The organism is Clostridiaceae bacterium (assembly GCA_012840395.1).
GTDB lineage: Bacteria > Bacillota > Clostridia > Acetivibrionales > DULL01 > DULL01.
In genome coordinates, this window is the sequence record DULL01000033.1 from 26,293 (window position 1) to 50,320 (window position 24,028).

At 39.0% G+C, this 24,028-nt stretch carries 20 protein-coding genes and 1 pseudogene; 15 read left to right on the plus strand and 6 right to left on the minus strand.

Going from position 1 to position 24,028, the window contains the following annotated elements; translation table 11 throughout:
- The 3 genes from GXX20_04100 to GXX20_04110 are packed head-to-tail and all read left to right on the plus strand — an operon-like array spanning window position 1 to window position 3,826.
- Window positions 1-1,770 carry a V-type ATP synthase subunit A gene (locus GXX20_04100; protein ID HHW30846.1) on the plus strand — a complete coding sequence of 590 codons (1,770 nt, stop codon included), beginning with the start codon at window positions 1-3 and terminating at the stop codon, window positions 1,768-1,770.
- Window position 1,771: 1 nt separating this feature from the next.
- Window positions 1,772-3,151 carry a V-type ATP synthase subunit B gene (locus GXX20_04105; protein HHW30847.1) on the plus strand — a complete coding sequence of 460 codons (1,380 nt, stop codon included), beginning with the start codon at window positions 1,772-1,774 and terminating at the stop codon, window positions 3,149-3,151.
- 21 nt (window positions 3,152-3,172) lie between these two features.
- Window positions 3,173-3,826, plus strand: coding sequence for a V-type ATP synthase subunit D (locus GXX20_04110; protein ID HHW30848.1), 654 nt, complete (start codon window positions 3,173-3,175; stop codon window positions 3,824-3,826).
- 181 nt (window positions 3,827-4,007) lie between these two features.
- Here GXX20_04110 and GXX20_04115 read toward each other — a convergent pair whose 3' ends face one another.
- The gene (locus GXX20_04115) at window positions 4,008-5,165 is read right to left on the minus strand and encodes a hypothetical protein (protein ID HHW30849.1); all 1,158 of its coding nucleotides are present in this window, start codon (window positions 5,163-5,165) and stop codon (window positions 4,008-4,010) included.
- Between the two features lie 468 nt (window positions 5,166-5,633).
- Here GXX20_04115 and GXX20_04120 point away from each other — a divergent pair, with 468 nt between their 5' ends.
- The 6 genes from GXX20_04120 (at window position 5,634) to GXX20_04145 (ending at window position 11,914) form a co-directional block, all read left to right on the plus strand.
- Window positions 5,634-6,608 (plus strand): SIS domain-containing protein, encoded by a 975-nt coding sequence (locus tag GXX20_04120; protein HHW30850.1) that lies wholly within the window; start codon window positions 5,634-5,636, stop codon window positions 6,606-6,608.
- A gap of 49 nt (window positions 6,609-6,657) precedes the next feature.
- Entirely contained in the window at window positions 6,658-7,527 is an 870-nt protein-coding gene (locus GXX20_04125; protein HHW30851.1) for a fructoselysine 6-kinase, read from the plus strand.
- A gap of 208 nt (window positions 7,528-7,735) precedes the next feature.
- Entirely contained in the window at window positions 7,736-9,079 is a 1,344-nt protein-coding gene (locus GXX20_04130; GenBank protein HHW30852.1) for an extracellular solute-binding protein, read from the plus strand.
- Between the two features lie 281 nt (window positions 9,080-9,360).
- Window positions 9,361-10,239, plus strand: coding sequence for a sugar ABC transporter permease (locus tag GXX20_04135; protein HHW30853.1), 879 nt, complete (start codon window positions 9,361-9,363; stop codon window positions 10,237-10,239).
- A 17-nt stretch (window positions 10,240-10,256) separates the two neighbouring features.
- Complete coding sequence (locus GXX20_04140) at window positions 10,257-11,087, plus strand: carbohydrate ABC transporter permease (protein ID HHW30854.1); 831 nt, start codon at window positions 10,257-10,259, stop codon at window positions 11,085-11,087.
- 5 nt (window positions 11,088-11,092) lie between these two features.
- Window positions 11,093-11,914 carry a TIM barrel protein gene (locus GXX20_04145; GenBank protein HHW30855.1) on the plus strand — a complete coding sequence of 274 codons (822 nt, stop codon included), beginning with the start codon at window positions 11,093-11,095 and terminating at the stop codon, window positions 11,912-11,914.
- Window positions 11,915-11,951: 37 nt separating this feature from the next.
- On the opposite strand, the gene GXX20_04150 is transcribed toward GXX20_04145, so the two are convergent.
- Entirely contained in the window at window positions 11,952-12,674 is a 723-nt protein-coding gene (locus tag GXX20_04150) for a GntR family transcriptional regulator (protein HHW30856.1), read from the minus strand.
- 276 nt (window positions 12,675-12,950) lie between these two features.
- Here GXX20_04150 and GXX20_04155 point away from each other — a divergent pair, with 276 nt between their 5' ends.
- From GXX20_04155 to GXX20_04170, 4 genes are all read left to right on the plus strand, one after another.
- The gene (locus GXX20_04155) at window positions 12,951-14,969 is read left to right on the plus strand and encodes a diguanylate cyclase (GenBank protein ID HHW30857.1); all 2,019 of its coding nucleotides are present in this window, start codon (window positions 12,951-12,953) and stop codon (window positions 14,967-14,969) included.
- A gap of 71 nt (window positions 14,970-15,040) precedes the next feature.
- Complete coding sequence (locus tag GXX20_04160; GenBank protein HHW30858.1) at window positions 15,041-15,574, plus strand: PAS domain S-box protein; 534 nt, start codon at window positions 15,041-15,043, stop codon at window positions 15,572-15,574.
- Entirely contained in the window at window positions 15,501-17,897 is a 2,397-nt protein-coding gene (locus GXX20_04165) for a diguanylate cyclase (GenBank protein HHW30859.1), read from the plus strand. The genes GXX20_04160 and GXX20_04165 overlap by 74 nt, the downstream gene beginning before the upstream one ends.
- 158 nt (window positions 17,898-18,055) lie before the next feature.
- Window positions 18,056-18,394, plus strand: a complete 339-nt coding sequence (locus GXX20_04170; GenBank protein HHW30860.1) for a HEAT repeat domain-containing protein — start codon at window positions 18,056-18,058, stop codon at window positions 18,392-18,394.
- Between the two features lie 86 nt (window positions 18,395-18,480).
- On the opposite strand, the gene GXX20_04175 is transcribed toward GXX20_04170, so the two are convergent.
- From GXX20_04175 to GXX20_04185, 3 genes and pseudogenes are all read right to left on the minus strand, one after another.
- Window positions 18,481-18,885 carry a hypothetical protein gene (locus GXX20_04175; protein HHW30861.1) on the minus strand — a complete coding sequence of 135 codons (405 nt, stop codon included), beginning with the start codon at window positions 18,883-18,885 and terminating at the stop codon, window positions 18,481-18,483.
- A gap of 14 nt (window positions 18,886-18,899) precedes the next feature.
- Window positions 18,900-19,896 (minus strand): annotated as a pseudogene (gene floA / locus GXX20_04180) (flotillin-like protein FloA).
- Window positions 19,897-19,937: 41 nt separating this feature from the next.
- A complete protein-coding gene (locus GXX20_04185) occupies window positions 19,938-20,438 on the minus strand; it encodes a hypothetical protein (protein ID HHW30862.1) in 501 nt (166 codons plus the stop codon).
- Window positions 20,439-20,857: 419 nt separating this feature from the next.
- On the opposite strand from GXX20_04185, the gene GXX20_04190 reads away from it, so the two are divergent.
- A complete protein-coding gene (locus GXX20_04190) occupies window positions 20,858-21,667 on the plus strand; it encodes a sugar phosphate isomerase/epimerase (protein HHW30863.1) in 810 nt (269 codons plus the stop codon).
- A gap of 184 nt (window positions 21,668-21,851) precedes the next feature.
- Complete coding sequence (locus GXX20_04195; GenBank protein ID HHW30864.1) at window positions 21,852-22,655, plus strand: hypothetical protein; 804 nt, start codon at window positions 21,852-21,854, stop codon at window positions 22,653-22,655.
- A gap of 487 nt (window positions 22,656-23,142) precedes the next feature.
- Here the strand turns inward: GXX20_04195 and GXX20_04200 are convergent, their stop codons facing one another.
- Entirely contained in the window at window positions 23,143-23,688 is a 546-nt protein-coding gene (locus GXX20_04200) for a biotin transporter BioY (protein HHW30865.1), read from the minus strand.
- Between the last annotated feature and the right edge of the window lie 340 nt (window positions 23,689-24,028).

Below are 24,028 nucleotides of genomic sequence, written 5' to 3' on the forward strand. Positions count from 1 at the left end.
ATGAACCAGGGAACCATAGTTAAAGTATCAGGACCTCTGGTAATTGCCAAAGGTATGAGCCAGGCAAATTTGTTTGACGTCGTAAGAGTTAGCGAACAACGCCTAATAGGCGAAATAATAGAAATGCATGGGGACAGGGCATCCATTCAGGTATACGAAGAAACAGCAGGATTAGGCCCCGGAGAACCTGTAGTTTCCACAGGTGCGCCTCTGAGCGTTGAATTGGGCCCTGGTTTGATTGGTACAATATTTGACGGAATACAAAGACCCCTTGCAACAATCAGAGAACAGTACGGAAACAATATAGTCAGAGGAATAGATATAACTCCTCTGGATAGAAGTGCCAAGTGGAATTTTGTTCCAACAGTTGAAGCAGGGACAAAAGTAGTTCCAGGAGATATTATTGGTACCGTTCAGGAAACAGTGGTGGTAGAACACAAAATAATGGTGCCCTATGGAGTTGAGGGAACCATTGTTGAAATAAATAAGGGAGAATTCACATTAGAAGATACCGTTGCCAGGATAAAGGACAGCAGCGGAAAAATAGTGAATGTTACTATGCTCCAGAAATGGCCTGTTCGTAAGGGCAGACCCTATAAAGAAAAACTGCCCCCTGATACACCTTTAGTAACCGGTCAGAGAGTAATAGATACATTATTCCCCTTGGCAAAGGGTGGCGTGGCAGCCGTACCGGGTCCTTTCGGAAGCGGTAAGACGGTAGTCCAGCACCAGCTGGCAAAATGGGCTGATGCTGATATTGTAGTATATATCGGCTGCGGAGAGCGCGGAAATGAGATGACCGACGTTCTTCTGGAGTTCCCTGAATTGAAAGATCCACGGACAGGGGAATCTCTTATGAAAAGAACGGTTCTTATAGCCAATACCTCTGATATGCCTGTTGCGGCAAGAGAAGCCTCAATTTATACCGGCATCACCATAGCTGAATATTTCAGGGATATGGGTTATAGTGTGGCTCTAATGGCGGACTCAACATCCCGTTGGGCTGAGGCCTTAAGAGAAATGTCCGGAAGACTTGAAGAGATGCCTGGTGAAGAAGGGTATCCTGCATACCTGGGTTCCAGACTTGCCCAGTTCTATGAAAGGGCAGGAAGAGTGGTATCCATGGGGCAGGAAGGCAGAGAGGGATCAATAACAGCCATAGGTGCCGTATCACCTCCTGGAGGAGATTTATCAGAGCCGGTTACCCAGTCAACCTTAAGAATAGTAAAAGTATTCTGGGCTTTGGATTCAAGCCTTGCCTACAGAAGGCATTTCCCGGCTATAAGCTGGCTCCAGAGTTATTCACTGTATCTGGACAGGCTGGACAACTGGAATAACATGAATATAGCCAGGGACTGGAGCAATTTGAGAAGTGATGTAATGAGAATTTTGCAGGAAGAAGCAGAGTTGGAGGAAATAGTAAGGCTGGTAGGTATAGATGCACTGTCGGCAGGAGACAGGCTTACCCTGGAAGCTGCGAAGTCTATAAGAGAGGACTACCTCCATCAGAATGCTTTCCATGATGTAGATACCTATACATCCTTAAATAAACAATATAAAATGCTGAAACTCATAATGGCATATTACTACAAAGGCAAAAAAGCCCTGGAAAACGGAGTGGGAATAAAAGAACTGTTTGCACTGCCTGTCAGGGAAAAGATAGGAAGATGCAAATACGTAAAAGAGGACGAAGTTGATGCTGTTTTCAGTGAGATCGAGAAAGAACTGAACGAGCAGATGGATGCACTGGTATCAAAGGAGGTAAAGTAAAATGTTGAAGGAATATAAAACCATTTCAGAAGTTGCTGGCCCTTTGATGCTTGTAAAAAAAGTTGAGGGAGTAAAATTCGGTGAACTTGGTGAAATAGAACTTGCTAATGGGGAAACCAGAAGCTGCAGGGTTCTTGAAGTAAGTGAAGACAGTGCGCTGGTTCAGCTATTTGAAAGCTCTGCGGGAATAAATGTAGCAGAAAGTAAGGTAAGGTTCCTGGGAAAAGGAATTGAACTGCCTGTGTCCATGGACATGCTTGGCAGAGTTTTTGATGGACTCGGCAGGCCAAAGGACGGCGGACCTAATATCATACCAGATAAAAGGCTTGATATTAATGGGTTACCTATGAATCCCGCTGCCAGGGACTATCCTTCTGAATTTATACAGACAGGAATATCTGCAATAGATGGGTTGAATACTCTGGTCAGAGGACAGAAACTGCCTATTTTCTCCGGCTCAGGTTTGCCCCATGCACAGCTTGCTGCTCAGATAGCAAGACAGGCAAAGGTTCTGGGAACCGACAGCAAATTTGCTGTTGTGTTTGCCGCCATAGGAATTACCTTTGAAGAAGCAGACTTTTTTATAAGCGATTTTAAGAGGACAGGAGCTATCGAGCGTTCTGTACTTTTCACAAACCTGGCCAACGACCCGGCTATCGAACGTATAGCCACACCCAGAATGGCCCTTACGGCAGCAGAGTACCTGGCTTTTGAAAAGGACATGCACGTGCTGGTAATACTTACCGATATTACCAACTATGCTGAAGCACTTCGTGAAGTATCAGCAGCAAGAAAGGAAGTCCCCGGAAGAAGAGGATATCCGGGATACTTATATACAGACCTGGCTACAATGTATGAAAGGGCAGGAAGACAGAGAGGCAAAGCAGGAAGCATCACCTTGATACCAATACTTACAATGCCTGAGGATGATAAAACCCATCCAATACCTGACCTTACAGGATATATAACCGAAGGACAGATTATACTTAGCAGGGAGCTGTACAGAAAATCCATAATGCCTCCCATAGACGTTCTTCCATCCCTGTCCCGTCTGAAAGACAAGGGAATCGGAAAAAGTAAAACCCGTGAAGATCACGCGGATACAATGAACCAGCTCTTTGCGGCATACGCCAGAGGAAAGGAAGCCAAGGAACTGGCAGTTATTCTGGGAGAAGCGGCTTTATCAGATACTGATAAGCTGTATGCCAAATTCTCTGATATCTTTGAAAAAGAATATGTATCCCAGGGCTTTGATGAGGAAAGAACCATTGAGCAAACTCTTGATTTAGGCTGGAAACTCCTTTCCATATTACCTGTGGGAGAATTGAAACGTATCAGGGACGAGTATATTGAAAAATACCTGCCCTCCCAGGAACAATAACTGATGTAAGGAGATAAAGCTATGGCTATAATGCGTGTCAACCCAACCCGTATGGAGCTTACGAGACTGAAAAAAAGACTTGTTGTAGCTCGCCGGGGACACAAGCTTTTAAAAGATAAAAGAGATGAGTTAATGAAAAAATTCCTTGATCTTGCAAGAAAGAACAAGGAGTTTCGTGAAAAAGTTGAAAAGATGCTCATGGAAGTCCACTCAAACTTCCTGGTGGCAAGAGCTGTCATGTCTTCAGAAGTATTAGAGGAAGCTCTGATGTTCCCTAAAGAAAGGGTATCCCTTGAGGTATCATCCAAGAACGTCATGAGCGTGGAAGTGCCTGTGCTGGATTATAAAACCGAAAGCAATGATCCCGGCAATATATTCCCTTACGGCTTTGCAACCACCTCGGGAGAACTGGACGGGGCAATAAAAGCATTATCCGGTGTAATGCCATATATGCTGCAGCTGGCTGAGATGGAAAAAACCGCCCAGCTCCTTGCAGAAGAAATAGAAAAAACCAGAAGAAGGGTAAACGCCCTGGAATATGTACTTATACCCCAGCTCACTGAGACAATAAGGTACATTACCATGAAGCTGGATGAAAACGAAAGAGGCAACCTCACAAGGCTCATGAAGGTCAAGGACATGATGCTGGAGCAGGCCCGCCAAAGCAGAAAATAGTGGAAGCGCGGGGAAGCGCAGGGACGGTTCTTCTGCTTCCGAAGCAAGGGGACGGTTCTTCTGCTTCAGTCCTAACGCTTAGAAATTAATGGGACATTTTCTTTGCCACATTTTGAAAGCATTAAGGCGCAAAGGAAATGTCCCTTTCATATTATTCATCTTTCATATTATTCATTGAGTTCTAATATCTGCCGTACTTATCAAGCATTTTCATGGCATAATTATACTTATCCAAACTTACGGAAGGAGGCACACTATGGTCTGAATGATAGATATAGCCTCCTCCTTTCATAGCTTTAGTAATCTTAGTTTTAATTTCTTCTTCAATATCTTCATAACTTCCTGACAATTTTATCACATTGATATTACCCCAAAAAGTTAGGTAATTATTATATTGTTCTTTTAAGTGAATGACATTCATGCCTGTATTAGCTTGCAAAGGCTGAACAACATCAATGCCTGCTTCGATGAAATATGGGAGAAGTGTATCAATTTTTCCACAGCTATGAATAAAGAATCTTATATTATTACTCTGCAGGAAATCGCCTAATTTCCTGTGAAATGGCCATAATACTTCTTTATATAATTCGGGTGAGAATAGTGTGGAATTCTTGTATCCCAAGTCTTCTACCATATAAAAACCATCAGGCTTCATTCCGCAACCAATGGCATATTGAAGTATTTCTATAGTCAGGTCTGTGATAGTTTCAAACATATCCTGCATATAATTCTTTTCAAGCGCAATATCCATCAGAGATTCAGTGAATCCGTGATGCCTCCAGGTACCCTCATAAGGCCCATAACCATTGAAAAGTATAAAGTTATTACGTTTTCTAAATTCATCATAAATAAGTTTCATCTGATTCCAGGAAGGAGATTGATCTACCTTAAGAAAAAATGGTTCGCTATCGATTCTTGCTTCATCATTAATATCCAGGAAAAACCTTTTTTTCAGCTTTTCCCAGTCATCTTTTGTTTTATTGACATGCTCCATAAAGAGCATTGTGTTTGATTTATTTTTCAATTTTTTTGCCGTATACCCACATCTGTCAGTGATTACTATATATTCGTCAGTTTCTTCATGGATTCTAGTTTTCCATCTCATTGAATTGTCAAGATATAATATATCTATATCAAATCCAAAGTGATCATTTACCGGATTTCCTATATTCCTGCTTATATTTCCAAGGTTAAGAGTTTTAAGGTTTATATCGCGGGATAAATCCAATCCATCAGAGTAGTAGTTTATTAAAGTGTCTTCCCAGAAAGAATCATATTTTGGCACTTTATCAGCTTCTTCATGATTTATTATTTTTTTAATTCTTTCATAACCGGTCATTACTCTAAACCCCTTTCGCCCTTTATAATCCTTTATAATCCTTTATAATCCTTTATAATCCTTTATAATCCTTTATAATCCTTTATAATCCTTCATAATTCTTTGAGCGCCCCTACATTTACATCCTCCCACAATGAATTGAAGTCTTCCTTATGAAAGTCAAATGTACACCTTATTTCATTCAATAAAGTGAACATATGTTCACATATGAATATCATACCACATATGGAATAATAATGCAATATGATGTTTCTGTTCATTAGAGTATTTTTTTTGCATTCATCTCTCTGCTTCTTTCATAAATTCATACCTAATGGTACCATAGTTGAATACACCTTATCCCAACAATTCATCACAAAATTATATTGACAATATGCGATTATAAGTGTTATTATCTAGGTGTACAATATGGTAAGAATACATACAAACATATACAATATGGTATGAATCAGAAAGGATGAGGCTTTCATGGAGATCAAATCAATCATACAGGAAATTGTAAAAGATAGACAAAAGAAGGGCGGTATCCACAGTATTTATTTCGTAGCATGCGGAGGATCATTGGCTTCGTTCTATCCTGCAAAGGTTTTTGTGGAAATAGAATCAAAAAAACTTAGATGCGGCTGGTATAATAGCGGCGAATTTATTCATAATCCTCCTGCAGGTCTTGGGGAGAACTCTGTCGTAATTGTTGCATCCCACAGAGGGAATACACCTGAAACTATCCAGGCTGCTAAAACTGCCAGGAAAGCCGGATCTCCGGTCATTGCGCTGACATGGATCCCCGATTCTGAAATAAGTAAAAATTGTGATTATTTACTGGGATATACTTACGGTGATGATAAGGATATCGCAGGAGAAAAGACCATGGTAGGTCTTAAACTTGCTGTAGAACTTGTTCATCAGATAGAAGGATATAAGCATTACGAAAAATTCTATGACGGAGTTTCAAAAATTGACGCTATTGTCAAAAAAGCCTGCAAGCAGGTAGAAAAGAGAGCAGAAGCTTTCGCTGAAAACTATAAGAACGAAAATCTTATATATACAATAGGCAGCGGCCCTTCCTGGGGTTCAGCATATATTGAATGTATTTGCATATTAATGGAAATGCAATGGATTAATTCTTCATGTATAAATAGCGGAGAGTATTTTCACGGTCCCTTTGAAATAACTGATGCCAATACTGTCTTTATGATTCAGATTGCAGAAGGCAAAACACGTCCGGTAGATGAACGCGCTCTCAAATTCCTGAAACAATATGCAAAACGCTACGAAGTTCTTGATGCCAAGGAATTAGGCCTTTCCGTCATTGATGCAGATGTAATCGATTATTTTAACCATTCACTTTTCAACAATGTTTTTAACGTATACAATCACAAACTGGCTGATGCCCGCCAGCATCCTTTGACCACAAGGCGTTATATGTGGAAAGTGGAATATTAGGTTAAAAGTAAAACATCAGCATACTCAGCAGGCAAAGGAGGCATGAAATTTGGCTCTAAGGGTAATAGGTATAGGCGACAATGTGGCAGATCATTATCTTCATACAAATATGATATATCCGGGCGGCAATGCTTTCAATTTTGCGGCATATGCTAAAATGCTGGGCGCAGAAGCAGCATATATGGGAGTTTTCGGTGACGATTTTCCAGGTACTCATGTATATAACACCGGCCTGGAACTGGGAATATGTTTGGACCGTTGCCGTATTTACCATGGGGAAAACGGGTGCCCCAAAGTAAAGCTGGAAAACGGAGAGCGTATTTTTGTAAGCAGCAACAGGGGCGGGGTATCAAGAGAAAGGCCTCTTACACTAGACGAAGATGATATTGCTTATATTTCTACCTTTCAACTAATTCATACAAGTATAAACAGCTATATCGAACATAATTTACCCAGAATGTTTGCTACAGGTGTACCTATATCATTTGATTTTTCAACTTATGGATCAGATATATATTTCAAAGCATATTGTCCCTATATAACTTACTCAATTGTATCCTGTGGACATTTATCACATCAGGAAACCCTTAATATGATATCCAAACTGCATGGATTTGGCTCTGGCAACGTCATTGCAACTCGCGGGGCAGAAGGTTCAATCTTCTCTGATGGACATAAAATTTACCATCAAAAAGCACATATGGTAGAGGCAATAGATACCATGGGTGCTGGTGATGCTTACTTAACAGCTTTTCTACTTAAATATATCAGTTGGAACCTGGAAAACAAAGAAAAAACGATAGACCATCAACAGCGTGAAACAGCAATTCTTGCAGTCATGGAGGAGGCAAGCAGATTCGCAGCGCAAATTTGCATGATTGAAGGTGCCTTCGGTCATGGAGTCCCATATAAAAAGTAATTTTATACAAGAAGTAACTTTATAAATAATAGATATTTACAAGAAACAGACCTGTAAAAGGAGGGGTGTCTAGAAGAAGAGTTATAAATGGTTAATTGTTAACCGGAAGCAGTAGATCATCATTCAATATCCGGCAAAAAATCCGCTCTTGAGACTGACTTGCAAAAGAATTATCAATTGTTAATTGATTTAAAAAGGAGGATATCACATGTTAAGAAAGATTAAGACGTTTCTTATAATTCTTGTTGCCATAGCAATATTGGTTTCAATGGCTGGCTGCGGAGGTTCTGCAACTAATAAAGATGCTGATAGCACTTCTAAAGATACAACTCAGACAAGTGACAGCGGAAAACAACAGCAAACAGTAATAAAATTCCTGCATAAATGGCCGGAAGCTGAACGTATGCCTTACTGGGAAGATGTTGTAGCCCGCTTTGAAAAGGAAAATCCTGACATAAAGATACAAATGGAAGCTGTAGCTGATGAACCAATAAAAGAAAAACTTCGTGTTATGTTAGGTGGTGGCAGTGTACCTGATGTATTCTTTACATGGGCAGGAGAATTCTTAAACAAATTTGTCAAAGCTGGAGCAGCCATGGATATTACTTCATATCTGGATAAGGATCCCGAATGGAAGAACAGTTTTATAGAATCCCTGTTATTAAGCGGTGCTTCAGGTGGCAAACAATATGGCATTCCTATAAGAGTAAGCGCTAAATTCTTCATATATAATCTTGAGAAATTTAAAGAAGCAGGATTAGAACCACCAAAAACATGGGATGAGTTTATAAATATCTGCGAAACTTTCAAGCAAAAAGGTGAAATACCACTCCTCTTAGGCAACCAGGCTCCATGGGCATCCTGCCATTACCTGACAACCTTCAATGCAAAACTTGTACCGGAAGATGTATGGAGAAAAGACTACCAGCCTGCCAACGGAGAATTCACTCATCCAGGGTATGTTGAAGCATTGAAACTACTGCAGGATCTATATAATAAAGGCTACTTCAATGATGCACCCAACTCCACAACCCATCAGCAGACTCGTGAAATGTTCTACACAGGAACAGGAGCAATGATATATGATGAAATGCCCAACTTTAAGCTCCGTTATGAAACAAATATGCCTGGAAAATGGGGATTCTTCATTTGCCCACCTATAGAAGGTGCTGAAGGAAATCAGAACCTGGTAACAGGAGACCCTGACATGTTTGTAGTATCCAGCAAATGTGAAAATCCTGAAGCTGCAATCCGCTTCCTGAAATTCGTAACAAACATGGAAAACAGTCAAAAACTCTGTGCGGAACTTGGATTCCAGTCCTGTGTGAAAGGTGCCGTAAACGAGTCCAATTCACTCCCACAGGTTATAGAGGCTATGAATATAATCGCAGAATCCGACGGCCTTACCGGTTGGCTGGATACAGCAATGGAAGCTTCAGTAGTTGACAAATACCTGGCAAATCTGCAGCAGCTATTCGACGGCAAATCACCAGAAGCAATCATAAGTGAAGTACAAAAAGAAGCAGCACGTGTTGCTAAAGAATATAAATAGGTAAATAGTAGAAATAAACAGAAAATAGTGAAAACATAGCATTAAAATATCATAATAATTAAAATATAGTGTGGCTATTATAATACGGCTAATTTATAAAAACACGGCTAATTTATAAAAATCCGGCAATTTATAAAATTCAACCAATAGAATTATAATGGAAAAAGAAAAGGCTTAATTGCAAGAAGAAAAGGCTTAATAAAAGTAATGATGCACTTACGGTTTAACCCCGCCGTTTGTGCATCGTTACGATTATTTTCAATCTGCAAGGAGTGAAATGCATGTACAAAAATAAAGCGGCGGTAGCGCTGTATATGGTTCCGGCATTATTATTAGTGGCATTATTTGTTTATATTCCCATCGGACTGAATTTTTGGTATAGCCTTTTCCGCTGGAGCGCATTTTCAGTAGAAAAAATATGGGTGGGCTTTGAAAATTATTCCCGCCTGTTTCAGGAAACTGACTTCTGGGTGGCCTTAAGAAATAATGTATGGTACGCCGTTATTTCAGTTATTTTCCAGGTAGGAGTTTCACTGGTTATTGCTTCGGTCTTGGAAAGCAAGATGTTTCGCCCTTTAAGCCCCGTGTTTGCAACCATTTATTTTATACCATCGGTCATTTCAATAACTATTGTAGCTTTACTGTGGCAGATGCTCCTAAATCCCAATATTGGTATTTTTAATGGCTTTTTAGAATTAATAGGCCTTGGACGTTTTGCCACCGACTGGCTGGGAAGTTCCAAAACCGCAATATATTCTGTTATAGCAGTATCTCAGTGGCAGTATATGGGTTATACCGCAATGCTTTTTATAGTAGCTATCCAAAAGATCCCTGAAGACTACTATGAAGCCGCCATGCTTGACGGAGCCAATGGAATCCAGCAATTTCGTCATATTACCGTTCCCAACTGTAAAGAAATTATTCTCTTAAATTTAACAGTCACAATTATCGGCGCCTTCAAAGTATTTGATGAAGTATATGTAATGACCGGCGGCGGCCCCGGACGTTCCTCTGAAGTATTAGGAACCTATCTGTACCGGGCGGCTTTCCGTAACGACCAAATGGGCTATGCTACTGCCATTTCCAGTGTTTTGTTCATCATTACGTTTATACTGTCCATCATACAGATCCGCATGTATAATGTTAGAGGCACAAGGTGATTATAGGAGGGTAAAGGATGAATAATGTAAAACAAAAAACAACCAAGATTTTAATTTCCATACCTCTGATTATATTTGCTTTGTCGATTCTGTATCCTCTTGTCTGGATGTTTCTGAACGGCTTTAAAACAAATGCTGAATTATTCCTTGACCCCTTTGGTTTGCCGGGCAGCTTTTCAGGAGAAAACTATATAAAAGCCTGGAAGGCAGGTATAGGGAAATATTTCTTAAATAGTGTCTTTGTGACAGCAGTAACCGCAGCAATAACCACATTCGTATGTTCCATGGCTGCATTTCCCCTTAGCAGGTACCAGTTCAAAGGACGCAACTTCTGGTTTATGTTTATTCTATGTGGTTTGATGCTCGCGCCGCAAGTCAGCCTGATTTCAAATTACAAGCTGCTGCAGGCATTGAAGCTTTATGATACTTACTTTGCCCTGATCCTTCCTTATACTGCTTTTCGTATTCCATTTACCGTATTTTTGCTTTGGTCTTATTTCATGGCTCTTCCAAGAGATGTGGAGGAATCTGCCTGTATTGATGGCTGTAACAGCTTCCAGATATTCCTCAGAATGATTTTGCCCATGAGTACGCCAATAATAGCAACTTCAGTGCTGCTCACCTCCCGTTATGTATGGAATGATTTTATGTTTTCCCTTGTGTTTACAGAATCTTCAGCACTCAAAACAATTCCCTATGGATTAAACTCCATGAAGAGCCAGGCCGACACAGACTGGGCTGTTTTATTGGCAGGGCTTGCAATAGCCGCAGTTCCGATTATCATATTATTCATAATACTGCAGAAGTATTTCGTACGGGGCCTTACTTCAGGAAGTGTGAAAGGATAATAATCATGAAATTTGCAGCCATGAATTTCCACTATATACGGTATTCTTTAGAATACTTTTTAAATTCTGTATATAGGTTAGGATTAGATACTATTGAATTGTGGGCTGCTGCCCCTCACTTTTACATTGAGGATGTAGACAGGAAGCAAATACTCTGGCTTAAGAGAGAACTGGAAGCCAGGGGACTGACACTTTGCTGCGTAACTCCGGAGCAGTGTGTATATCCGGTAAATATTGCCATACAGGATAGAACTTTACGTGACCGCAGCATAGCCTATTTTAAAAAGACTATTGATATTGCCGGTGAACTAGGGTGCAGAAAGGTATTAGTAACGCCTGGGTACGGGTATTTTAGCATGCCACGGGAAGAGGCCTGGGAGATATGTGCCTCATCGCTTTCAGTATTGGCAGATTATGCTCACAAATCAGGAGTGGAACTGCTGCTGGAATGTTTGCTTACAAGCACATCAAATATTATTAATGATAGCTATGGAATTTCCTCAATGCTAAAGGAGATAGACAGTCCGGCCCTTAACGGCATGATGGATTTCTGTCAGATGGCTGCAGCCGGACAGGGAGTAGAAGACTATTTTCATGCTTTTGGCGAACGCCTCCACCATGTGCACTTCGTAGATGGTACACCTGGCGGACATCTGGGATTAGGAGATGGGAATCTTCCTCTGTACGAATATGCTCAAAAACTTATTTCTTTTGGGTATGATGGCTATTGCTCAATGGAATTCTGCGACAAAAGGTACTATATACAGCCGGATGAAGTAATGGAAACCAGCCTGAAATGGCTGCGAAACCATAAGCTGATAGACTAATTAGCTGATCCGCCACAGAACCTATATAGAACCCCAATTATATAATCATCTTAAACTTATCTCCCACTATATATTGAATAGAACGGTGAGAGAATACATTATTGGCATCCTTGTGTATAATGTAAAGTCTAAGCAGCGGATATCCTTTGCTCAGCTGAAGATACCGGGACAGCTCATAGGTAGCGAAAGTAAGCTCCAGTTCTCTATATTCAGTTGAAAATACAATTCCATATTTTTTTTCCAATATGGCAAACATGGAACAATCATTCAGATCTTCACCAAGCAGAAACTCAAATCGCTCGGGAAATCGTGATATATCCAGGGAAACAGGAACACCATCCACATACCGGATACGTTCAATTACAATAACCTTGTCGCCCGGTTTTAAATTAAAAACTTCCATGTCCTCCATAGTTGCATCTTCAATGACCGACTTAATAACCTTTGCACCAGGTTCACAACCCATCTCCTTGCAAATCTGTGTAAATCCTTTTGCAATGGGTGTCCTGAGCAACTCACGATTTACCTTTTTTTGAGTAACAAAGGTACCTTTTCCTTGCTTTCGTACCAAAAGGTTCTCTTTCACTAACTCATTTATGGCATTGCGTACTGTATTCCTGCTTACAGAATATTTCTTGCACAATTCAACTTCGGTGGGGATACGCTCCCCGCTTTTATAGACACCTGAAGTTATTTCATTTTTCAGGATATTCTTAAGCTGATCGTACAACGGATGTGCATTATTATTCTGAAGCTGCATATAGTCCTCCCTTTCAAAAACATTTTTCTTACTTATGAATAAATGTTAGTACGTTTATTATTATTGACACATTTAAATCATACTATAACATACTATAACATACCATGTCGTAATATGTCAATCAATCCATGGACGCGAACGAATTGTTATTTTTGTTGCCAAAATGTTTGATTTTATACAAGTATGTAAAAAAATGTTTGATTATATCCAATTTTGGGAATAAAATATTATAATAAAAGGGACCTGCTATGGTTCCCGCTGAAGAAAGGTAACGATGTGGTGATGAATACAAGCCCCATTCACATTGCAATTGCAGTTCTTACCTCAGCGTTGGTCTTAGCTTTGATACATATATGGTTAATAAGAAACAAAAAATTAAAATTTTTAACCCGAAGGTATGACAACAGTGAAACCCTGTTTAAAATGGTATTTGAACAGGCTCCCATAGGATTTGCCGTTTTAAAGGACTTTAAATTTTTTTCCAAAATAAATCCTATGGTTGAAAAAATATTGGACAGAAAAAAAGAGGACATTATAGGACTTAGCTGGATGGACTTTACTCATCCTGAAGATTTAGAAAAAGAAATGGAGAAATATTCCAGGCTAAAATCAGGTGAAATTGAAAGATATTCCATGGAAAAACGCTTTCAAAAACCTGACGGTACATATGTATGGGTGGATATTTTTATTGCGCCCTTTCACAACATGAATAATACTAATGAAGATCATGAAGCGCATCAAGGTATTTACCATCTTTTAATAATCCAGGATATAAACACACGCAGGAAGACCGAGGAAGCACTCCGGGAAAGTGAACGCAGTAAAACAGTTTTCCTTGCCCACTTGCCCGGAATGGCCTATAGGTGCAAAAATGACAGGAACTGGACCATGGAATTTGTATCCCAGGGATGCTATGAACTCACAGGCTACAAACAGGAGAGCATTATTAACAACAAAGAGATCGCCTTTAACGACATAATAGCGCCAGAGTACCGGGAAATATTATGGAACGAGTGGCAGCGGGTACTCCCCATAAGAAAACCTTTTCGCTACGAATACGAGATTATAACTGCCTCCGGCCAGAGAAAATGGGTATTGGAGATGGGACAGGGAGTATATGCTTCACCAGATGGCAACGGAGTATTCATTGCTTCAAATGAAAATGGAGTAAACATACCATCCAATAATAATGAATATAAACAAGAGGAAGCAGAAGTTGTTGCTATAGAGGGCATAATCATTGACATTACCGAACAAAAAATAAAAGAAGCCCAGATTCAATATATGAGTGAGCACGACTTTATTACCGGGATATATAACCGCATGTACTATGAGAAACAAATGATTAAATTGGACAAAAAGGACTGCCTTCCTCTCTCCGTCATAATAGCTGATATTGATAGTATACGCCTTATAAACGGTGCCTTTGGCTACACATTGGGAGATAAAATCATAAGGGATGTTTCAGCGATTCTAAAAAGATGCTGCAGGCCGGGAGATATTTTGGCAAGAATAGGTGGAGATGAATTTAGCATGCTGCTGCCAAATACAACCAGCCAGGAGACAGCCGGGGTAATAAAAGCGATCGAAGAAGCCTGCGCTCAGTATAACCAAAGTGGAGAAACCAAAAAATACAAAGTAAGCCTGTCAATGGGCTATGCAACAAAAGAAAAAATAGAAGAAAGCATTGAAGATGTGATAAAAAAGGCGGAGGAACATTTAAGAAACTGCAAGTTGCTTAACCGTAACAGTTCCCACAGCAATATAATCTCATATATCATGTCAACAGTATATGAAAAAAGCCAGGAAACAGAAGAGCATGCCAAGAGGCTTGCGGTTTTGTGCAGGGAAATAGGAGAAAAGCTCAACCTCTCCCAAAAATGTCTCGCAGAGCTGGAATTACTGGCTATGCTTCATGATATAGGAAAGGTAGGTATAGACAATGAAATACTCAAAAAACCTGATGTATTAACTGATGATGAATGGGTAATCATGAGGACCCATCCTGAAATTGGATATAGAATCGCAAAATCTTCCTTTGAGTTGGAACCTATAGCAGAATATATTCTTGCCCATCATGAACGCTGGGACGGAAAAGGTTATCCCATTGGGCTCAAAGGTGAAGAAATACCTTTGCTTTCAAGGATTCTTGCTGTTGCAGACGCTTTTGATGCAATGACAGAAAGTAGAGTATACCGAAGTTCACTAACAAAGGAACAGGCCGTTGAAGAAATAAAGAGAAATGCCGGTACACAGTTCGATCCTGTTATAGCCCAAATATTTATTGAAAAATAAGATTATAAAAATATAATTAAATTAATGAAGCAAAATTACCTATTGTGTCTTCTCATGAGGGAGAAAAACCTATGATAAAAGCATTTGCTGTGTTAATTTTACTAAGCATTATCCTGACCTGCCCGGTAAGCGCAAGAAGTGAGATTCTTACTGTTTCCAACGACTTTTCAAATATGTTTAATGAACATGGAGCAGTTATGTTGGTTATCAACCCTCAAGATGGAGCAATTCTTTATGCAAACAACGCTGCATTATCATTTTACGGCTACTCTAGAGAAGAACTTCTGTCAATGAAAATCTCTCAAATTAATACTTTAACTACCGAAGATATTCAGAAGGAGATGGCGGCGGCAGTATCAGAACAAAGAAACTATTTCATTTTCAAACATAAATTGAAAAGTGAAGAAATACGCAGTGTAGAGGTATTTTCCTATCCGGTGCGGTATGAAGGAAGAGAAGTTCTATATTCAATTATACATGACATATCAGAAAAAGTTCTGTTAGAGCAAAAAGAAGAAAGGATGATCATTGTTGCAAATAATTACCGGAGCTATTATTATAGCAATATTACTGGTATTACTAATACTGCTGGCAAGGAATCATAAAATAATTATACAATCCAAAAAAGAAATAGATAATTTGAATGAATTAAAACAAACATTTATTGACGCAAATAAAGATCTAATGTATCTAAAAGATGAAAATCTGAAATATGTTTTCATAAATAAAGCAGTTGAAGCTTTCTATAATAAAAAATCCGAGGAGATTATCGGACAGGATGACTTTAGCCTGACAGAAGAAGAATTTGCCCTTAAACGTAGAAAAACGGATATGGCAGTCCTGGAAAAAAATGCCTTAATCATTGACGAGGTAGTATGGCAGGGACGTACCTATAAAACCACAAAATTCCCTGTTAAATTAATGAATGGACGTTACGGGGTAGGGGCTTATGTAACAGATATTACCGATGAAAAAGAATCAGATAAAAAACAAGAAAAAAGAATACACCGCTATAAAGTACTTGCAGATATATTTACCCATAGCTTTAAAGACAAGCAGGAGCAGATGGACTATGTCCTGAATGAAGCTATTAAACTTACCGAAAGTCATTGTGGATGCATATTTTTATATGATGAAGAAAAAGAAGAATTGCACTTAAGATGCCTGGCAGGAGATGTAACTAATGAAGTGGATATAGCTGAAGTGAAAAGAAAATACCATTTAAATGATGCAGGCTTGTGGGGAAAAGTTATTCTAAAGAAGGAGCCTGTGGTAATAAATGATTTTGAAAATTCTCATCATGAGATAAAGGTATTCCCTGAAGGTTATGTTAAGATAGAAAAATTAATGTTGGTCCCAGTTGTAATTGATGACAGAATTAAGGCTGTTGTAGGTCTGGCAAATAAAAAAGGTGTATATGACAATAATGATGTATATGAAATAGATTTTCTAATGAACGGCACATGGAATGCTATAGAGAGAAGGGATGCCCAGGAAAAACTTTTCCAGGAACGGAATAAATATCTCCAGATACTAATCTCCATAGGTGATGGTGTTATAGTAATTGACAAAAATGGATATGTGGAGATGCTGAATAAAGCTGCAGAAAGGCTGACAGGATGGTCAAAGACGGAAGCCCGCGGAAAACATTACAAAGAAATATTTAAATTATCCCATGAACAAGAAGGTATGGAAATAACAGATCCTGTTGCAGAAGTTTTTGCGACAGATACTGTGCAAGTTTTAGGCAACCATGCCATGCTTACTTCCAAAGACGGCACAAAGTACTATCTGGAAGACAGCGCTGCACCAATAAAAGACGACATGAACCAGACTATTGGAGTTGTACTTGTTTTCAGGGATGTAACCGAAAAGAAAGAACAGCGTAAAAAGATTGAATTCTTTAGTTTCAGGGATACATTAACAGGCCTGTATAATAGAAGGTTTTTTCAGAACGAGATTGAGCGCCTGGACAATAAAGAAAATTTGCCTCTCTCTATCATTATGGCAGATGTAAACGGATTAAAGCTGACAAACGACATCTTTGGACACAGCTATGGGGACATCCTGCTGGAAAAGATATCAGATGTTTTCAAAAGGGTTTGCCGGAAAGAAGATATAATTGCCAGGTTGGGCGGAGATGAGTTTGTTTTGGTCCTCCCTAAAACAACCTATAAAGATGCGGAAAAAATAATTAAACGGATTAAGAAAGAATTTTCCCTGGAAAAGGTGAAAACTGTTAAATGCAGCATCTCTATGGGCGTAGATACAAAGGAAAAAATGGAGGAGAATATTATAGATGTTATAAACAGGGCGGAAGAAAGGATGTATTTGGCAAAAACAATCGAGAACAAGGAACTGGAAAGCACTGTGGTAGAAAATATTATTACTGCTCTCCATGAAATCAGCAAAAGAGAAGAAGAACATTCCCAAAGAGTAAGCGAACTTTGCAAGGAATTTGGAAAAATACTTAACTTGCCCGAAGTTGACATACGCAAACTTACTGAAGCAGGATATCTTCATGATATAGGGAAGATAGCGCTGGATCATGATTTACTAAGAGAGGGAAGACCTATTGATTCCCATCAAAAGAACGAGATAAAAAAACACTCTATTGTAGGATATAGAATTCTTAATTCTTTTGAGTGTACATTAGATTTGGCAGAAACAGTGTTGGCCCATCATGAAAGATGGGATGGAAAAGGCCATCCCAAAGGTCTAAAGGGAAACGAAATACCTCTGCTTGCAAGGATAATAGCCTTAGCTGAAAGCTATGACCGTATGATACATGGTTATGGCAGAAATAAAGTAATGAGTAAAGAAGAGGCCATAGAAGTAATCAGGCAAAATGCCGGGGTAAAATTCGATCCTCACCTCTCGGAAATATTTATTAATATGGTTACGAAAAATAACATAAATAGTCATTGAAAAAAATATGTCTATTATGTTATACTCTAACTTGTGCGTTGAATTATCCTGTCTTAAGCATAATTGCAGTAAAAATGTATTCAATGCTCTGCTACCCGTGAGCTAAAATAAGTTTTTTATAGATTAATAATTATATTTTAGGAGGGTGTGAGGCTAAAGTGTTTTTTATAAGCAAGGAAAAGAAAATTGAAAGCTGGGCAAAGAAAAAGAATTCCGAAGCTCTGGCAAAATTAGTTACCGATTCAAATGTTGATATCCGTGTAAAGGTTGTCAATGCATTAAGTGAAATAGGTGACTATAGAGCGGTAACTGCTTTGATAACTGCCTTAAAAGATTCTGATGCAAAGGTCAGAATGGCAGCTCTTGATGCTTTTATTAAAGTAAAAGATCAAAGAGGAAAAGAACATATCAGGTATATTATCGAGCACGACCCGGTAGCAGAAGTAAAAGAAAAAGCTGTAAAAGCTTTAAGTGTGCTTGCCGGCAAAGGATTGTAATAATATTTTTATTAATAAGAGAGAGGACGTTTCTGGCTTTCGGCTATTTACCTTTATTGGCCAGGCAACGTCCTCCCGTATTTTTATTAATCCCTGTACTTTAAAAATGACCTGTGTTTCCTGAGGGCTCTTGGTTTTCCAAGAATTTCAGAAAAGATAATTCCTGTTACAACGCTTTCTTTATCAAGTTTAATAATGTGATCCATAGGACTTATTTTTTCCCGGGTAGCATGGTTATCTGAGACTTGCAGGCTTGATTGCCTGTCAAATTCATAAGATAAACCGGAATCAGCATATTCACGGGATTTTTCACTTCTTTCCGGAATGTCTTCAGGTTTCTGTAACCTTTCAGGTTCAATTATTCTTTTTACCGGTCTTGAGCCTGGTATTGTCAAAGGTCTTGCACCATGCCTGTAACTTCTTGGAGAAACCGGAGACTTTGGCATCCTATTATTCATCATATTGTTCATCATGTTATAAAAACCATTCATTTTCTTTGCCCTCTCTATTTCTTATCATCAGGCTGGTTTTCGTTCTTGCCGGCACTGGAAATGGCTCTTCTCATCTGGGTGTCAGAAATAATATTTTCCATATTATAATAATCCATAACACCAAGTTTACCTTCTCTGAGAGCTTCTGCAATTGCTTTGGGAACTTCAGCTTCGGCTTCTACAACCTTGGCACGCATTTCAACAACGTAAGCCTTCATTTCCTGTTCCCTTGCCACAGCCATTGCTCTTCTTTCTTCTGCTTTGGCCTGTGCAATACGCTTGTCGGCTTCAGCCTGGTCAGTCTGGAGCTGAGCACCAATATTTCTTCCTACATCCACATCGGCAATATCAATGGACAGAATCTCAAAAGCAGTACCTGCATCAAGACCTTTTTCCAGAACAGTTTTGGAAATCAAATCAGGATTTTCAAGGACTTCTTTATGTGAAACCGATGAACCAACTGTGGTTACAACACCTTCACCAACTCTTGCTATAATAGTCTGTTCACCTGCTCCACCTACAAGCCTGTCAATATTTGCTCTGACAGTAACTCTGGCTTTTGCCTTAAGCTCAATACCGTCTTTAGCAATTGCAGCAATTACGGGAGTTTCTATTACTTTGGGGTTAACGCTCATCTGTACGGCTTCAAGAACATCTCTTCCTGCCAGGTCAATAGCTGCAGCTCTTTCAAATCCCAAAGGGATATCTGCTCTCTGGGCTGCAATAAGCGCATTTACAACTCTGTCAACATTACCTCCTGCAAGATAATGGGCTTCAAGCTTGTTTCTTGTTTATTGATACATCTATTCCGGCCTTTACTGCTTTAATCATGGGATTTACAACTCTGGAGGGTACTACTCTTCTTAATCTCATTGCAATAAGAGTAAATATGCCTATTCTAACACCGGCGGCATAAGCTGAAATCCATAGCCCAACGGGCACGAAGCTGAAAAACAGTGAGAAAAACAAAATTATAGCAGTAATTATGAAAAATACTATCAAAGCTTCCATGTAAAATCACCTCATCATTATTATTTTTATTCTGCTGTACTTTATTCTACAGCTCTTACTACGATGCGCCTGCCTGACACATCAACTATTTTTACTTTTGAATTCTTGGGAATAAACCTGCCTTCTGTAACTACATCCAATATTTCACCATCAAATTCAGCGGAACCGGAAGGACGGAGAATGGTTAATGCTACACCTTCCTTGCCAATGTAATTCTCAAGAGATTCTACGCTGGTATAACCTTCATCTTTTTTTAATGAATCGGATAGTACGAGTACTTTTTTCAGCCTTCCCCGGGAAGCTGAACGTAGTACAAGTAATAGTGCAACAACAATGATAACCAATATAATGGCTGTCATAATCAATGCATCAAGGAATGACTTAGCTGTAATTATTATGCCTAAAATAAGAAGAATAATTCCTGTTATTCCTGCTACTCCAAAACCGGGATTAAACATTTCCACAATTATTAGGAATAAGCCGGAAAAGAGCAGGAGAGCCTGGATAAGGCCAATGTTATATACAAAATCAAGTGGACCCATAATACACCCCCTTTATCTAAATCAATTATATAATATTTTGTAAGAGAAATAAACAGAAGACAGGCAAAAGGAAGTTAACGATTTACACGCATATTGTTCGTTTCAGCTACGAAGCACAAGATAGAGGGACACTTCTTATGGCAAAAGAAATGCCCCTTGCACGAGCAAGGAGTGTCCCTCTACCTCATGCTCCGTAAGCTTTGCTCATATATGTGCTTAGCAAATTGTTAACTTATATATTAAAGTATATGAAATAGTATTTAAAAGAATATACAAAGGAATATATAAAAGAATCTGGTTGTATGGTGACACTTATTCAGAAAAGTGATAATATTAACTTAAGGAGTTCCGAAAATCGGAAAAAATTCTGAAAGAAATCAGAAATTTTGCCTTACATTATTTATGAGGAGGCTGATGAGATGAAAGTTGCATTTTCTACGCTGGGATGCCCGGACTGGACCTGGAATGATGTGGTGTCCACCGCCAAAGACCTTGGATATGACGGTATTGAAATACGAGGAATTGGTTCAGAGCTGCATGCTCCTGACATATTAGAGTTTTCTGATGAGAACATAGATAATACACTGGAGAGGTTAAATAAGCTTGGACTTGAAATACCCTGTCTTACTTCTTCCTGCTTCCTGTTTGAAAAGGACAGGGCTGAGATCAATTTGAAAGAAGGCAGGGAGTATGTGGACCTGGCACAAAAACTGGGAGTGCCTTTTGTAAGGATGTTGGGAGATAGAAATCCCGAACCTGGAGAGAAAATAGATTTCCATACAGTTAAGGAGAATATTTCTGAGCTTGCCAGCTATTCTGATGGAAAGGGAGTTAAAGTACTTATTGAGACCAACGGGTTTTTTGCCGATCCGGCTCAGATACTGAAACTCCTGGATGCAGTAGGAAGCGGTAATCTTGGGGTTCTTTGGGATATCCACCACCCCTACAGGTTTATGAATGTTTCTGCAGATGAGGCTTATAAGGCTCTTAAGGATCATATTTGCCATGTACATATGAAGGACTCGGTTGTCCAGAATGGAAAGATAAAGTACAAGATGCTGGGCCACGGGGATGTGCCTGTGTTTGAGGCACTTAATCTGTTAATGGAAGACGGCTATAAGGGATATGTGTCTCTGGAATGGGTGAAGCGCTGGCTAAGCGATCTGGAAGAGCCGGGAGTTGTGTTTTCGCATTTTATAAGTCGAATTAGAAGAGCGATAGGAAAGTAAGATAGTAAGGGATAGTAAGGACTGATTCACACGCATATGATTCACTGTTATATGCTTTGGGAATCTGTCCTTACTTTTATATTTGAGGTGATTCGCTACTGTTGGGAAATAATTTAAAAATTTACAATATTATGGTAAAATGTGCCTGATGTTAAAATTTTTTAAATTATTTCGGAGGAACTTGATGAAATACAGGGTTATAATACCTTTGTTGGCTGCGATAGCCTTGTTTGTGTCAGGTTGTGGTAGTGATAATGTTGTTTTGGGCCCTAAAAGGGGAGTGGAGGAATATATTGAAGATACCATCCCTGTAAAGGGTCTGGCTAATCTGGATGTGTCAATTGAAAGTGGAAATCTTGAAGTCTATACTTGGGATAAGGATGAAGTTAAATTAGAAATCACCAAGCGGATTAGGGGACAGGAAGATGAAGAGGCCCTTAAGAAAAAGCTTGGTGATTTTAGTATAGATATTAATAAAGATGAGAATGTTGTTTCAGTACAGGCTGCTTATAAGGGGTCTACAAAGAATCCTGTCGATATAAGTACCGATATAAGGATGTATATTCCTAAGAAAGCAGCTTCTTTTGATTGTAATGTTAAAGTGGGGCAGATTAAGTTTTTTGATGATATAAGGTGCAACCTGAATTTTTTAATTGACAGGGCTAATGTTAGTATTAACAGAATGATAGGTAAACTTTCTTTAAATGCTGATATGTGTGATCTTAAGGTTTCTGAAGGGAGAATGCTTGAGGGTTCCAATGTGAAGATTAATATGGGTAATATTTATGTTAAGTCTGAGTTTGGGGATGAGGGAACTTATTTTTTTGATACAGGAATGGGTAGTCTGGAGGTTAATTTGCCGGATGGTTCTCCGGTGACTATTGAGTGTGTGGGCAGCCTGGAGGTTAATGAGTTTCCGGAGACTGGGCATGATACAAAGGTGTCGCTGAGAAGCGGGATGGGGAAGATTGCGGTGAGGAAGTATTAGAGGGGAAGAGGAAGTGGAAGTATTGCTCAGTGTGATTTGCCGCATAACATGAACTTCAGCAACGGATTGTAAATATATAAGCCTGCGAAAAATCCTACCCGGCATATTCGCCGTCCTGGCTCAGATGCCGGCTCGCGGCGTCCGTGCCGCGAATTACGGATTTTTCTTGCCTTATACATAAACAATCCGTAAGCTTCGTTCATACGTTATGCTTTGCAAATCACACATGAGCAATACAATTGAATTAACAGAGAGTGGTTATGTTAATTGGGATGTAGTTTTATTATAGATTATCCGTAAGCTTTGTTCATATGTAATGCTCAGTAAATCACACATGAGCAATACATAAGAGATAAGAGTTAAGTATACAGATATAGTTCGACAGCACAACAGTTTTAAATTAGAGATAGTAAGATTAAAGTAGTGAACGTTATGCTTAGCAAATTACTCATGAGCAATACATATGAAAAAAGAGATATAACATGGATTATCGTCTAATGGATGGTATTACTTTTGTTGCTATTATTGCGGCGACTGTGCAGAGGATTGCGTCTTTTATTATAAATGGCATCAAGCCTGTGGTGATGGCATACATGAAGGTTATGTCTGTGTTTTTAAGATAAAACTTAGATATGAAGTATACGTAAGGTATTCCAATGGCATATATTGCTACCAAACCTGACATGATAGATATAAGGGTATTTCTAAAGTTATGTGTATTAAGCAGTTCTGATATTTTTCCAATAATATAGGCTCCTGCAATGAAACCTAAGATATATCCAAAGCTTGGTTTAAATATGTACATTAGCCCGCCTCCTTGTGTGAATACAGGCAGACCTGCTAAACCCAGTACTGCATATATTATCTGGGATAGTGCTCCAAGCCTTGAGCCAAGTAGTATTCCTGCTAGTGTACAGAAAAAAGGCTGCAGAGAAAAAGGTACTACCGGGAGGAAAATTTTTATATATGCTCCTACCACCATTAATGCTGAGAAAAGTCCAGTTATTACCATATCTTTAGTTTTAATCTTCATATTGAATCCTCCCGAGAATTGTTTTAAACTATAATACATAAATGAGTTGCATTTGTCAACCAAAAAATAAATTATGGTTGACAATATGATGGTGGGCAGTTGTTATCTTAAGTTATAGGGGCATTCTCAGGGAATATTACAGTGATAATTATGTAAATATGTTGTTTTAAGATAAATTGACAAAATACAAGATAATAGTGTTTATAAGGCTTTAAACTATAATGATACCAGAAATTAAGACAGACAAAACGGCCAAAATAAGTTAGAATGGAACTATGGAAAAGAGAAGAAATTTTACACCGGAAGAAAAAGCAAAAATAGTGATTGAGGTCTTAAGGGA